A 12,750-nucleotide genomic window follows, 5' to 3' on the forward strand; every position below is an offset into this window, starting at 1 on the left:
TCCTGGAACGGGTTGACAGGCTGTGACCAAATCATGATATGGTCACTGCCGCTCTTGGTCTACGAGAATCATCATGCTTCCCTACCGAACTATTGCTCTGCTGCTGAGTTCCAGCCTCTCTGCAGGGTGCATGGTTGGCCCGGATTATAAACAGCCAAACGCACCGCTGGCCCATCATTACATCAGTAGTGCCGGGCTGGCTGCCACGCCAGGCGCGAGGGCCGACAAACTCGATAATTGGTGGGATGGGTTTGGAGATCCGCTGCTGAGCACACTCGTGACTGAAGCGATAGGGCAAAATCTTGAGCTTGCCCAAGCCCAGGCCCGCGTTGTGCAAGCTCGGGCCACCCTCGGTTCCGCTACTGCAGCACTCGTGCCTTCGGCGAGCGTGAATGGCCAAGCAGCTCGTTCACGTCAATCGATCGAGACACCGTTAGGTCAGGTCTTGAATTCAACACCGGGCTACGACCGCTACGGGAGCAGTTACGAGCTGAATCTCGATGCAAGCTGGGAAATCGATCTGTTTGGAGGGCTGCGACGCAATCGTGAGGCAGCTATGGCGCAGTACCAAGCGTACGAGGCCGGTGCGGTCGCGACGCGTCTTGCCATTGCGGCCCAGACTGCCGACATCTATATCACCGTTCGAGGTCTTCAGGCTCGTCTCGCCATTGCTCAAGCTCAGGCAAGAACACAGAGGGAGCTTTTGGGCAAAGTCAAACTGCTCAATCAAAAGGGGCTGGCGGCAGACTATGAGGTTCGCCAAACCGAAGGCGAGCTCTCGCAAGTTGACGCAACAATCCCGGGCTTGCGAGCAAACCTTGATGCTGCACTCAATGCCTTGGACGTTGTGCTTGGCAGCAGTCCAGGCACCCATCGAACTCAAATGGCAGCACCCTCGCACATTCCAAAGGCCCCTCAGTTATCTGACATCGGCGAGCCGGCCCAATTGCTGCGCCGCAGGCCTGATCTGATCGCTGCCGAGCGAAGAGTCATGTCTGCAAACGCGCTTATTGGCAGTGCAATCAGTGAGTATTATCCAACGTTTTCGCTGGGAGCACTCGTTGGCGCTGCTTCGACCTCAGGCGGTCAGTTTTTCACCGGTGGGGCAAGCCAGGCGGCTGCGTTTCTTGGCTTGCGATGGAGACTTTTTGATTTTGGCCGGATCAATGCAGAAATCCAGCAGGCGAAAGGGCGTGAGGCTGAAGCTTTGGCCTATTATCGACAGGCCGTGCTGGGAGCTTCGCAAGACGTCGAGACCGCATTATCTGCACTGGTCAACCGCCAGCAGCAGGCACAGTCCCTGGGCGAGGGGGAGGCATCCCTTGCGCAAGCGCGACAATCGTCATTTGCGGCCTACCAGAAAGGCGCTGCAAGTCTATTGAACGTCCTGAACGCTGATCAACAACTGCTTAGGGCTTCAGATTCACGAGCGGTCGCGCAAACAGAGGCGGCCCGTGCTGCAATCGCTACGTATCGCGCATTGGGAGGAGGGTGGTCCCCCTCTTCAATGGCAGCGATACGAGAAAGAAAAACTTGATGTCGCTCCGTTGGTTAGCGCCGTAGACGTATCCCTCAGGTGCGCCCCCCACGCAGATAATGGACCGGTCGGGTCAGTCTGTAGAGGTCGCCCTCGTGCATGACTTGTGCTCGCGCTCATCAGCGGCGCCTGCGTTGCGTGCGAGTAATGACTAGCCCGGCAATAATGCCCAGGACAGCTGCACCCACCCACAACGGTGTGTTGTTTTTGCGGCTTCGCCAGCCACCGTCCACGCGGCGTCGGCCACTCGGCGGTTCGAACAGATTGCCCGAGGAAATGGTTGCACGGGGACTGCGGTGTATGCCCCAGCGTGTCAGCCATCCCGAAACCTGCGGTAGACCTGGAACGAGGAAGCTGGCCAGGTGGGCAAGGCGGGCGGCGGTGCCGACCGTGGTGTGTGCACGAGGGGAAATGGCGCATGCGACCATGGCCTTTGCCACCCGTTCTGGATCGTAGATCGGCCCAGGCGGGGTGAGGGCATGGCCGGTGTAGTTACCGCCATCCCTGAACCCTGGCGTGTCCATGACCGCTGGATAGATATCGCAGACATGGATATCGGCAAATTCCGTCAACTCTCCCCGCAGCGCATCGGTCAGGCCACGCAGGCCGAATTTGCTTGCCGAGTAGGCCGCTGCATAGGGCTGGGCAACCCAGCTGCCCAGTGACAGCGTGTTGATCAGGATGCCGCTGCGCTGCGCCTTGAAGTAGGGCAGGGCCACATGAGCGCCGCGCAGGTAACCGACCAGGTCGGTTTGAATGACCTGTTCATGGGCTTCCAGCGGCGTTTTCTCGAAGCTGCCGACCACACCAACGCCGGCGTTGTTGACCCAGATATCGATCCGGCCATGGCCAAATTCGGCAGCCCGTGCGGCCAGCGCTTGCATTTGATCGCTGCTGGTAACGTCGGTGGTGATTGCCACGGCGTCCGTCCCACAATCGGTGCACTCGTCCAGCACCTCGAACAACGCTTCTTCATCCCGTGCGGCCAGGACCAGGCGAGCACCTTTGCAGGCAAACGCATGCGCGGTGGCCCTCCCTATGCCACTTGAAGCGCCGGTGATGACCACGACCTTGCCGCGCAACGGGCCTTTTACCTGTGCTGAGCATGAAGGCTCGGCCGGCGGTGAATCTTGCTCGAACGCGTCAGTCGCAGATTCGAGGAAAGCACGGGCTTCTATCCTCGAGAGCTCCAGGGCGGTGCCGTCGACCAGCACCAATTTCAGCCCCTCGATGGTGCCGGCCACCCGATCGGGGAATACCGGCTCACCCTCCGCATCCAGGCTGTCATAAATGAACTTCGTGCCTTCAAGCCAGCCGACAGCCGTCAGCAGTTCGGGGCCAAGGTAATATCTACCGTCCAGAAAAAAGCCGGGGAATTGATGGGCGCGCTCGACGTTCTCCACGCGGTAACGTTCGCCTGGTTTCATGCCTGTCGCTTGATCGATCATGGTAATGACCCCTTTCGATGTGCGTTGCAAAACGTTCAACCTTTGCTGTGTTCGTCGGATGTCGGCCCGGTTCCGCGCTTGATACCGCGCGGCCCGGCAACGCCCCAGATGGCCAGGCCCACGATCGGAAGCACGACGATCACCAAGGTCCATAGCACTTTGCAGGCGTCGGACTGGTCGCTTCTGAACACACTCACGATGGCCCATAAGTCGATGAGCAACAGAATGGCCGCCACTGCAATCCAGAAATACATGGCAAGGTCGTTCATAGGCTTCTCTCCTGTGGCTTACACGTATTCGGGGCCCAAGGTGCCGGATGCCGCGCCGGGAACCAGAATGACCTTGCGGCAGTTGTCCTGTTTCTGGTCGAACATCCTGTAGCCCATGGTCGCTTCCTCCAGGGCGAGGCGGTGGGTGACGATGCGCTCGGGTTGCAGACGACCGGCCTCGATGTGCTCAAGCAGCTCTGGCAGGTATTTCTGCACATGTGTCTGGCCCATCTTGAACGTGAGGCCTTTGTCGAATGCGTCGCCGAACATGAAGGCGTGGATGAAGCCGGCATACACGCCGGGGACACTGACAATGCCTCCGCGGCGCACAGCTGAAATGCTCTGGCGCAAGGCCTTGCCACTGCTGCCTTCGATCTTCAATGCCGTCATGACTGTTTCGGCGGTGCTGCCCTTGGCCTCGAAGCCAACGGCATCGATGACCGCGTCGACACCGCGCATGCCTGGTGTCTGGCGGATGATGCTGTAGGCAGGGTCGTCATCCTGCTCGAAGTTGATCGCGGTGACACCGTAAGCGTCCTGGGCATAGGTCAGACGGTAGTCGTTGTCATCGACCATGAAGATGGTCTGGGCACCGAGCATTCGCGCGCAGGCGGCAGTCAGCAGACCCACCGGCCCCGCGCCATAAATGGCTAATGAAGAGCCCTGGCCGATCTCGGCGTTGAGGACTGCCTGCCAGGCGGTTGGCAGGATATCGGAGAGAAACAGCACCTTGTCATCAGCCAGCGCGGTTGGCACCTTGAACGGGCCAACATTGGCTTTCGGCACTCGAACGTAGTCAGCTTGTCCTCCGGGGATGCCTCCATACAGATGGCTATATCCGAAGAGTGCGGCTCCGGGCGGGATGCCTTTTTTGTTGATGAGTGACCCGCGACCGGTGTTGGTAGTTTCGCAGGCGGCGAACAGGTCGTGTTGGCAGAAAAAGCAACTGCCGCAAGCAATGACGAAAGGAACCACCACGCGGTCGCCGATCTGCAGGTTGGTAACGGCCCTGCCGGTATCCTCGACGACCCCCATGAACTCATGGCCAAAAATATCACCCGCCTCGGTCTGCGGGATCTTGCCCCGATAAAGGTGTAGATCCGAGCCGCAAATGGCGGTTGCGGTTACCCGAAGGATGATATCGTCCGGATCTTGAATGATGGGGTCCGGGACGGTATCGACCCTGACATCGTTTGCGCCGTGGTAGGTCAATGCTCTCATGGAATTTGCTCCTGCAGCCGTGTATTTCCGTGATGGGTATGCAGGGGAAGCCAAGAGGGAGGGAAAAGTTCAAGCGATCAGCCCGGTTGCATCGCGGCGTTTTTCTTCCAGCCCCGCAGGTTCATGGCGCACAGGAAAACCTGCAGGATGATCAGTGCCCAGGCCTGCGCCTGCCATCCCCAGATTGCCCACAGCACATTGCTGGCAATGAAGCAGCAGAAGCCCAGTTTGCGCCGGCCTGGGCGCCCTGAGCCGATGCACCAGGCAGCGAGCACGGTCAGGACCATGGCAGGCCATTCGAGAAAGTCGATCCAGTCATTCATCACGCGTACCCAACTGATTGCGTTTGGAAGTAGGACTGGCGAGCACATAACCTGGTTCAGAACGCTTGGCCGAGACTCGCGGCCGCCGGAATTATGGAGCGTCCAGGCTGCGCGCTGTCTTTAGTCGACTATCCTGGCTTATCGATTGGGCGTCGCTCAACGGGTCATTACCGACAGCCCGGCCAGAGCCAGCAGGACAATGATCACCCGCACATACCAACCTACACGCTCGAAGCGCCAAACTCGCTTTTGCATGGGCATGTCTTCCCGGATGGGATAACGTCTGGAAATCAGCTCGTCGTCCGCTTTTCACTTGCCCTCAGGCGCGTTCGCCGCGAAGCCAGCGTTGGTGGTAATGGGCCAGGCGCGTCAGCCCGAATAGCGCGCCCTGCCGCATCACATCCGACCTCTCCCCAAAGAAACGTTGGGTACGTGTAAATACGGCTACAGGCTCGCCGGCGAAGGCCCAGGCAAAGCACATCGTCCCCGGGGGCACCCCGGATTCAGGGTTGGGCCCTGCAACACCTGTCGTTGCAATCACCACGTTCGCACTGCTGTCTCTCAACGCGCCCAAAGCCATCTCCCAGGCCACGGCTTCGCTGGTGAGACCGTATCGCTCGATTGTCTCGGCGCTGACCCCCAGCAAGCGTTTTTTCGCACAGGGCGAATAGACGACATAGCCACTTTCCAGTACTTCTCCGGTGCCGGGCACCGCCGCCAACAAGGCGACCATGCAACCTGCGGTACATGATTCGGCGGTGGAAAGGATCAACCGGTTCTCTTTGAGGTAGCCGAGCGCAGCTAATACAGGTTCGGTCGCCATAAGGGTATCCACTCGCGTGATCTTTAGCGGTGGACGCAATCCTGGGACTTTTCGTTCAGCGCATGTCTTGTCCGCCTGTCCCTTCCCTGAAACCTGTCTGAACTTTGTTCAGTTCCCAGCCCTCCTTCATGTAGAGGGGCAGCAGCGCTAACGTGTTGGCGCACTGGGCCGAGCTCTCCTGATCACAGCGAAGAGTAGGAGAACATCATGACCAAAGAAGTCCTTTCAAAAAAGTCAGGTTCACAGAAATCCCACGGCGAGGAAGAACGGGACAACGATGCGCATCGCCCGGATGGATCCACGGGAACATCGCATGATTCCACCGCGCAAAAAGCGGCACGTGATCAGGATCGTCGCCAGCGGTGAATCTCTGAAGGCTGCCTGGTGCGGATTACCGTTACGTTTAAAGCCGTTGCACCGGTTTAAACGTTGAACGTTTATCGCGCTGTTTCCTTTGGTAGTCCGAGTGAATGTCATAGGTCATAAGGGCTGAACCTCCGCCTTCACCCCTGCGTCTCCCGAATGAATGCCCAACCAATAAGGCATTCGCTGACCCATCAGGCTCGAGGGCATAACGATGGACAACACCAATCAAAGCTCGACCGCTCAACCTGGCAGCACCCAGGATCATATACAGGCCACCAGGAGCGCCTGAGCCCTTGTTAGATGGTCGACCGCGTGGGCCTGGTCTGGCTGGGCCTGAACCAGAACCGCCCGTTCAACCCTGGGCCTGCCCGCCAAGGACCTGGAGTTGGCGAAAAGCAGTCGGTATGCGATCAGCCTAAAGAGCCCGTCTCGACGCAGGCAGCGAGCGGGGCCTTGGCCCCGCCGGATCACAGCACCTTGTCGAGCGTGATCGGAAACTCCCTCACACGCTTGCCCGTGGCATGGTAGACCGCATTGGCCACGGCGGCTGCCACTCCAACGACGCCGATTTCGCCCACACCCTTGGACCCCAGCTCGTTGACGATATCGTCGTGCTCTTCAACGAAGATCACCTCGATATCCCCGCTGTCTGCATTGACCGGGATGTGGTACTCCGCCAGGTTGTGGTTGACGATGCGGCCCAACCGATGATCGGTCAACGCGGCTTCGTGCAGGGCCATACCCACCCCCCATACCACGCCTCCCAAGATCTGGCTGCGTGCGGTTTTCGGGTTGATAACCCGTCCCGCTGCCACGGCGCTGACTACCCGTACTACCTTGATTGTGCCAAGGCCCTCGTCGACGTGGACTTCCACGAATACCGCCGAATGCGTGGCGGTGGAGAACGGCTGGCGCCTAGCGCCGGGCTCGGCGTCGATTTGCACCTCGAACTCACCTTCGGGGGCGCTGGCGATGATGTCCGCCAAGGCCAGGCGATGGCTGCCCGCGTGCAGGTAGCCATCGGCGAAAATGATCTGCTCCCGGGCCGTGCTGGCCACTTGGGGGTACATCCTGCGCGCATGTTCCAGCACTTTGGTGCGCAGTACCTGGCAGGCCTGGCGCACGGCCGAACCGACCGACGACACCGTAAACGATCCGCCCTGAAGGGGTGCGGTGGGCAGTGAAGAGTCTCCCAGCACGAAGGTGACATCCTGCACCCTGGCGCCAGCCGCGTCGGCTGCGATCTGCGTCATGACGGTATAGGTGCCGGTCCCGATATCGGTGGTGGCACTGCAGACGGTGAGGTGGCCTTGGGCATCGAAGCGTGCTTTGGCGCTGGCCTTCATCTGCATGGCTTCCCAGACGCCGCCGGCCATCCCCCAGCCGATCAGTTGATTGCCATGGCGCATGCTGCGCGGTTGCGGATTACGGTTTTGCCAGCCAAAACGTTCGGCACCTTGCCGGTAGCACGCCAGCAGTTCCTTGCTGGAGTAGGGTTTGCCCTCGTTGGCATTGTTGGCGGTGAAATTGCGCCGGCGCAGTTCAAGCGGGTCTATCTGCGCTGCACAGGCGAGTTCATCCATGGCGCACTCCAGGGCAATCATCCCCGACGCGGCACCAGGCGCACGCATGTCCAGCGGGGTGTACACGTCGAGCGAGGCCAGGCGATAGCTGAGGGCAACGTTGTCGCACTGGTAGAGCATGCCACTCCATTCCACCACGTGCTCGGTGAAGTCCTCGAAGCGGGAGGTTTGGCCAAGTGCATCGTGGGCGATCGCTAGCAACTGCCCGTTTACGTCCGCGCCCAAGCGCAGGCGTTGCTCGGTGCGCGGCCGGTAGCCAAAGGTGAACATTTGCTGGCGAGTCAGCGTGACGCGCACCGAGCGCTGCAGGTGCAATGCCGCCATCACTGCCAGCGGCAACTGGTACTGCGGACGCAAGCCCGAGCCGAAGGCACCGCCGACGAACGCCGCGCGCACGCGGATGCTTGCCTTGGGCAGGCCGAACACCTTGTGCAGGTAGTCCTGGCAGTTCTGCGTGCCTTGGGTCTTGTCGTGGATTTCCAGTGTGCCGTCGGCCTTGTAGAGCACGGTCGATGCATGCGGCTCCATGGGGTTGTGGTACTCGTTGGCAGTCAGGTAGGTGGCATCCACCTGCACCGGGGCCCTGGAAAACTGCGCGGTAAAGTCGCCACGCGGCGCCGGTGTTTCGGCGGGTGCCGCATGCGACTGCTGGCATGCGCCCAGGTCTGTCTGGTGGGGCTCCTCGGCGTACTCGATCCTGATCAGCGAACCTGCATACCGCGCCAGCTCGAGGGTCTGGGCGACCACCAGCGCCAGCGGTTGCCCGTTGTAGAGCACTCGATCATTGAACAAGGGCCGAAACGGCGCCCCATTCGCGGAATCGGCGTCGCTGTAGTCGTCGTCATAACTGGAAATATGCGGACGTTGGTCATGGTCGAGCACGGCGACCACCCCGGGCACGCGCATCGCCTGCGCACTGTCGATGTTGAGTACCCGACCTCGGGCGATGGTACTGGACACGACGCTGCCATGGAGCAGGTCCACTTCGGGGTATTCGCCCGCGTAACGCGCCTGCCCGGTGACCTTCGCCACGCCGTCTACGCGGTCCAGGGACGTGCCGGATACCGGTGTGGGTTTGATCATGGTCGTGTCCCCCCGTTACCGGCGCCGCGCGCCGCGTCATCCAATGCCCGCACAATGGCGCGCTGGGCGAGCGTGACCTTGAAACCGTTGTGGCTCAGAGGTTTTGCACCTTGCAGCAACGTTTTTGCGGCCCGGGTGAAAAGCGCTTCGCAAGGCGCCTGGCCGGCCAGCATGCGCTCCACAACCGGGTCTCGCCACGGTTTGTGGGCAACGCCGCCCAGCGCCAGGCGAGCTTGCCGGATCACCTGGCCATCGAAGCTCAAGGCTGCGGCGACCGACACCAGCGCGAACGCGTAGGAGGCGCGGTCGCGAATTTTCAGATAACGGTAATGTTGTTCGAACACCGGAGGCGGCAGCTCGATGGCGACCACCAGTTCATCGACTGCCAGCTGATTGTCTCGCTCCGGGGTGTCCTCGGGGAGGCGATGAAACGCCGCAAAAGGTATTTGGCGCTCTGCGCGCGGCCCCTGCACATGCACCACGGCTTCGAGCGCTGCCAATGCCACGCACATATCCGAGGGGTGGGTCGCGACACAGGCATCACTGGCACCGAGAATCGCGTGGATACGGTTCAAGCCAGTACGCGCCGGGCATCCGCTGCCGGGCTCACGTTTGTTGCAGGGGGTGCCGGTGTCGTAGAAGTAGTAGCAACGAGTACGTTGCAGCAAGTTGCCACCGGTGCTGGCCATGTTCCTCAATTGCGGTGATGCCCCTGCCAGGATCGCGTCCGACAGCAATGGATAGTGCTGCTCGATCATCGGGTGCCAGGCCAGGTCGGCGTTGCTCACCAATGCGCCGATCAGCAAGCCTCCGTTTGGCGTGGGTTGGATGCGGTTCAGCCCAAGCCCGGAAATGTCGATCAGGCGCTGGGGGCGAACCACGTTTTCTTTCATCAGGTCGACGAGGTTGGTGCCTCCGGCAATGAAGTGCGAGCTAGCGTCAGCAAGGCTCACGGCTTCGCTGATGGATGCGGGCTTGTGGTAGCTGAAAGGCGTCATGGATTCGGCCCTCGTGGTGGCTGGGCCAGATCCGTCATCATCGGGAGGGCTTCTTCCACCGCCGCGACGATGTTGCCGTATGCACCGCACCTGCAAAGATTGCCGCTCATCTGTTCGCGAATGGCCTCGCGGGTGTAGGCGCGCCCTTCGCGGGCAAGCCCGACTGCGGAGCAGATCTGCCCCGGGGTGCAGTAACCGCACTGGAAAGCATCGTGGGTGATGAATGCACGCTGCATGGGGTGCAGAACGTCGCCGCTGACCAGCCCTTCGATGGTCACCAGTTCGGCCCCGTCGCACATGATGGCCAAGGTCAGGCAGGCATTGATGCGCTTGCCATCGCGCAGCACCGTGCAGGCCCCGCACTGGCCATGGTCGCAACCCTTCTTGGTGCCGACCAGGTCCAACTGCTCGCGCAGAAGGTCGAGGAGTGTGGTCCAGGGATTCACCTGCAGTGTCAGTCGCTGACCATTCAGGGTCAGGCCGATGGGGTGTTCTTCAACCCCATTGGGAGAGATCGCGCTCATGGTAGGTCCTCACGGTCAGGGTTTGCGCAGTCGGCTGCGTCTCTGTTGTGCGACCGGGCCGGCTGAGTAAACGTTCAGCCGGCTCGCCGATGTGCCGATCATTTCTTGCCCGGCAGCACCGAGCCGAGCACCTGCTTGGCTGTCTGCACGATAATGCCCGCCTGGTCGGGATCACCCTTGAGCAAGGTACTGGCAAACTTCTTCGCTTGGCCCAGGTTGATGTGGGGTGGCAGGGGCGGCACGTTCGGGTCGGTCTTGAACTCGATCAGTACCGGCCGATCAGCAGCTAGCGCGCGCTCCCACCCGGCGGCAACGTCCTCTTCGCGATCGACATAGATACCTTGCAGGCCAATGGAAATGGCGAACAAATGATAGGGCACGTCAGGAATCGACTGCGAAGCGTCGAACTTGGGGTCGCCCTCCATGACCCGTTGCTCCCAGGTCACCTGGTTGAGGTCTTCATTATTGAACACTGCACAGATCCATTGCGGGTTCTCCCACTGTTGCCAGTACTTGGCCACGGTGATCAGTTCGGCCAGGTTGTTCATCTGCATCGCCCCATCGCCCACCAGGGCAAGCACGGCGCTCTGCGGGTGGGCGAACTTGGCCGCAATCGCATAGGGCACGGCTGCGCCCATGCAGGCCAGGCCACCGGACAGCGAGCACTGCATACCCTGGCGAATCTGCAGGTCGCGGGCAAACCAGTTGGCACAGGAGCCGGAATCGCTGGTGATGATGGCGCGGTCGGGCAGGCGAGGGGACAGCTCATGGACCACGCGTTGCGGATTGATCGGGTCAGCCTTGACCAGTGCGCGTTTGGTCACGGTCTTGTCCCACTGCGCGCGCCAGGTCTCGACCTTTTCGCGCCAGCGCCGTTCGGTCTTGTGCTCGAGCAAGGGCAACAGGGCACGCAGTGTCTCGCTGGCGTCGCCGACCAGGTTGACCTCCATCGGGTAGCGCAAGCTGAGCATGTCTGGTTGCAGGTCGATCTGCACACCACGCGCCTGGCCTTCCTTGGGCAAAAACTCGGAATAGGGGAAGCCGGAGCCGATCATCAGCAATGTGTCGCATTGGGTCATCAGCTGATAACTGGGTTCGGTACCGAGCAGGCCGATAGACCCGGTGACCCAAGGGAGATCGTCCGGCAGCACAGCCTTGCCCAGCAATGCTTTGGCCACCCCTGCGCCGAGCTTTTCGGCGATCGCAATTACCTGCTCTGTCGCCTGCAGCGCACCGGCACCCACCAGTATCGCCACCTTGTGCCCGGTGTTGAGTATATCGGCGGCGCGCTGCAGGTCTTCGTCGAACGGCAACACCCTGGGCTTGCTGTAGCCGATGCCCGAATGCACGGTACCGTGAGCCCTCGGTGGCTCGTTGTAGGGGAGGTCCTGCAGGTCGTTCGGCAGGATGACGGCAGTGACGCGGCGTTCGCCGATGGCCGTACGAACAGCGCGATCTAGCAGGTGGCGCACCTGCTCCGGTGTAGAGGCCTGCTGGACGAACGCGCCGGCTACATCTTTGAACATCGACAGCAGGTCCAGCTCCTGCTGGTAGTGCCCACCCAGTGCGGCACGGGCCTGTTGGCCGACGATGGCCAGCACCGGCTGATGGTCCATGCGTGCATCGTACAGGCCGGTAAGCAGGTGCGAGGCGCCTGGGCCAGAGGTGGCGATGCAAACGCCAAGCTCGCCGGTGAACTTGGCATGGGCGCTGGCCATGAAAGCGGCCATTTCCTCATGGCGGGCCTGGATGAACTCAATCTTGCCATTGGCCCGACCCAGCGCGCCAAACATCCCATTGATGCCATCGCCGGGGTAACCGAAGATGCGCCGCACTCCCCATTGATACAGACGCTCCACCAAAAAGTCGCCTACCGTGCCGGTCATTACCTGCTCCCGTTCAGTTGTTGATAGGCGTCTGGACTTGGCACGTGCGGCGAAAGTTTCAACGGTATGTGCACCGATCTGCCAGTTGGAACCCGACGACAGGCGACGGGTTCGAAAGTGAACCGATGACATGATCAGGGTGCGCACTATGACGCTCATGGATACAGCGGATGTCAGCCTGCAGGCCTTGTATTTCGAAGACGACGGCGCGACGCCCAATAGCCGTTTTCCCGTACTGTTCTACCGGCTGCCGCTTGTTCCCTCGGGGGCCAGTGCCTTCGAGGTCCTGTTTGCAGCGCACGAATGGACCCCGCTCTGGCGCGAGGGGATCTTCGATTATCACCATTTTCACCCTAACGCCCATGAGGCACTGGGCATTGCTTGCGGGTGGGCCCGGTTGACGCTGGGCGGAGAGTGCGGGCAGAGCGTGAGCGTGAAACGTGGGGACGTGCTGGTACTGCCGGCAGGCACTGGTCATCGCCGCATCGAATGCAGCGATGACTTCCTGGTGGTTGGCGCCTATCCTCATGGGCAGGAGGACTATGACATTCAGCGGCCCGACAGTGCCGCGCACAATCGCGCGTTGGCGCGCATCGCCAAGGTTCCGCTCCCCGAGCAAGACCCGGTCAGCGGCATCAGGGGCGCGTTAATGACGCATTGGCGATGAGTGCGCGGCTCGCGGGCCTTGC

At 61.1% G+C, this 12,750-nt stretch carries 12 protein-coding genes; 3 read left to right on the plus strand and 9 right to left on the minus strand.

The window, feature by feature from the left end; genetic code table 11:
- Positions 1 to 73 precede the first annotated feature (73 nt).
- The gene (locus ACTJJN_RS06795; RefSeq protein ID WP_440781140.1) at positions 74 to 1,537 is read left to right on the plus strand and encodes an efflux transporter outer membrane subunit; all 1,464 of its coding nucleotides are present in this window, start codon (positions 74 to 76) and stop codon (positions 1,535 to 1,537) included.
- Positions 1,538 to 1,656: 119 nt separating this feature from the next.
- Here the strand turns inward: ACTJJN_RS06795 and ACTJJN_RS06800 are convergent, their stop codons facing one another.
- The 5 genes from ACTJJN_RS06800 to ACTJJN_RS06820 all read right to left on the minus strand — a co-directional run bounded on the left by ACTJJN_RS06800 (position 1,657) and on the right by ACTJJN_RS06820 (position 5,621).
- A complete protein-coding gene (locus ACTJJN_RS06800) occupies positions 1,657 to 2,985 on the minus strand; it encodes an SDR family oxidoreductase (protein ID WP_324736977.1) in 1,329 nt (442 codons plus the stop codon).
- A gap of 35 nt (positions 2,986 to 3,020) precedes the next feature.
- On the minus strand, positions 3,021 to 3,254 hold the full coding sequence (locus ACTJJN_RS06805; RefSeq protein ID WP_221100306.1) for a PLD nuclease N-terminal domain-containing protein: 234 nt from the start codon (positions 3,252 to 3,254) through the stop codon (positions 3,021 to 3,023).
- Positions 3,255 to 3,272: 18 nt separating this feature from the next.
- Positions 3,273 to 4,475, minus strand: coding sequence for a zinc-dependent alcohol dehydrogenase (locus ACTJJN_RS06810; RefSeq protein WP_440781141.1), 1,203 nt, complete (start codon positions 4,473 to 4,475; stop codon positions 3,273 to 3,275).
- 77 nt (positions 4,476 to 4,552) lie between these two features.
- Positions 4,553 to 4,798, minus strand: coding sequence for a hypothetical protein (locus ACTJJN_RS06815; RefSeq protein ID WP_041168594.1), 246 nt, complete (start codon positions 4,796 to 4,798; stop codon positions 4,553 to 4,555).
- 319 nt (positions 4,799 to 5,117) lie between these two features.
- On the minus strand, positions 5,118 to 5,621 hold the full coding sequence (locus ACTJJN_RS06820; RefSeq protein WP_012052260.1) for a CinA family protein: 504 nt from the start codon (positions 5,619 to 5,621) through the stop codon (positions 5,118 to 5,120).
- Between the two features lie 207 nt (positions 5,622 to 5,828).
- Here ACTJJN_RS06820 and ACTJJN_RS06825 point away from each other — a divergent pair, with 207 nt between their 5' ends.
- Complete coding sequence (locus ACTJJN_RS06825; RefSeq protein WP_012052261.1) at positions 5,829 to 5,987, plus strand: hypothetical protein; 159 nt, start codon at positions 5,829 to 5,831, stop codon at positions 5,985 to 5,987.
- A gap of 467 nt (positions 5,988 to 6,454) precedes the next feature.
- On the opposite strand, the gene ACTJJN_RS06830 is transcribed toward ACTJJN_RS06825, so the two are convergent.
- The 4 genes from ACTJJN_RS06830 to ACTJJN_RS06845 all read right to left on the minus strand — a co-directional run bounded on the left by ACTJJN_RS06830 (position 6,455) and on the right by ACTJJN_RS06845 (position 12,061).
- Positions 6,455 to 8,653 carry a xanthine dehydrogenase family protein molybdopterin-binding subunit gene (locus ACTJJN_RS06830; RefSeq protein WP_440781142.1) on the minus strand — a complete coding sequence of 733 codons (2,199 nt, stop codon included), beginning with the start codon at positions 8,651 to 8,653 and terminating at the stop codon, positions 6,455 to 6,457.
- The gene (locus ACTJJN_RS06835; protein ID WP_440781143.1) at positions 8,650 to 9,651 is read right to left on the minus strand and encodes an FAD binding domain-containing protein; all 1,002 of its coding nucleotides are present in this window, start codon (positions 9,649 to 9,651) and stop codon (positions 8,650 to 8,652) included. Before ACTJJN_RS06835 ends, ACTJJN_RS06830 begins: the two co-directional genes overlap by 4 nt.
- Positions 9,648 to 10,175 carry a (2Fe-2S)-binding protein gene (locus ACTJJN_RS06840; RefSeq protein ID WP_012052264.1) on the minus strand — a complete coding sequence of 176 codons (528 nt, stop codon included), beginning with the start codon at positions 10,173 to 10,175 and terminating at the stop codon, positions 9,648 to 9,650. The genes ACTJJN_RS06835 and ACTJJN_RS06840 overlap by 4 nt, the downstream gene beginning before the upstream one ends.
- Before the next feature lie 98 nt (positions 10,176 to 10,273).
- The gene (locus ACTJJN_RS06845) at positions 10,274 to 12,061 is read right to left on the minus strand and encodes a thiamine pyrophosphate-requiring protein (RefSeq protein ID WP_012052265.1); all 1,788 of its coding nucleotides are present in this window, start codon (positions 12,059 to 12,061) and stop codon (positions 10,274 to 10,276) included.
- A gap of 148 nt (positions 12,062 to 12,209) precedes the next feature.
- On the opposite strand from ACTJJN_RS06845, the gene ACTJJN_RS06850 reads away from it, so the two are divergent.
- The gene (locus ACTJJN_RS06850; RefSeq protein ID WP_012052266.1) at positions 12,210 to 12,728 is read left to right on the plus strand and encodes a hypothetical protein; all 519 of its coding nucleotides are present in this window, start codon (positions 12,210 to 12,212) and stop codon (positions 12,726 to 12,728) included.
- Positions 12,729 to 12,750: the final 22 nt, after the last annotated feature.

This window comes from Pseudomonas sp. 22515, from assembly GCF_052044625.1.
GTDB lineage: Bacteria > Pseudomonadota > Gammaproteobacteria > Pseudomonadales > Pseudomonadaceae > Aquipseudomonas > Aquipseudomonas alloputida.

Coding starts and splice junctions, on each gene's coding strand:
- ACTJJN_RS06835 (WP_440781143.1), bottom strand. CDS start 9,651: ATGACGCCTTTCAGCTACCACAAGCCCGCATCCATCAGCGAAGCCGTG.
- ACTJJN_RS06815 (WP_041168594.1), bottom strand. CDS start 4,798: ATGAATGACTGGATCGACTTTCTCGAATGGCCTGCCATGGTCCTGACC.
- ACTJJN_RS06810 (WP_440781141.1), bottom strand. CDS start 4,475: ATGAGAGCATTGACCTACCACGGCGCAAACGATGTCAGGGTCGATACC.
- ACTJJN_RS06845 (WP_012052265.1), bottom strand. CDS start 12,061: ATGACCGGCACGGTAGGCGACTTTTTGGTGGAGCGTCTGTATCAATGG.
- ACTJJN_RS06805 (WP_221100306.1), bottom strand. CDS start 3,254: ATGAACGACCTTGCCATGTATTTCTGGATTGCAGTGGCGGCCATTCTG.
- ACTJJN_RS06820 (WP_012052260.1), bottom strand. CDS start 5,621: ATGGCGACCGAACCTGTATTAGCTGCGCTCGGCTACCTCAAAGAGAAC.
- ACTJJN_RS06830 (WP_440781142.1), bottom strand. CDS start 8,653: ATGATCAAACCCACACCGGTATCCGGCACGTCCCTGGACCGCGTAGAC.
- ACTJJN_RS06795 (WP_440781140.1), top strand. CDS start 74: ATGCTTCCCTACCGAACTATTGCTCTGCTGCTGAGTTCCAGCCTCTCT.
- ACTJJN_RS06800 (WP_324736977.1), bottom strand. CDS start 2,985: ATGATCGATCAAGCGACAGGCATGAAACCAGGCGAACGTTACCGCGTG.
- ACTJJN_RS06840 (WP_012052264.1), bottom strand. CDS start 10,175: ATGAGCGCGATCTCTCCCAATGGGGTTGAAGAACACCCCATCGGCCTG.
- ACTJJN_RS06850 (WP_012052266.1), top strand. CDS start 12,210: ATGACGCTCATGGATACAGCGGATGTCAGCCTGCAGGCCTTGTATTTC.
- ACTJJN_RS06825 (WP_012052261.1), top strand. CDS start 5,829: ATGACCAAAGAAGTCCTTTCAAAAAAGTCAGGTTCACAGAAATCCCAC.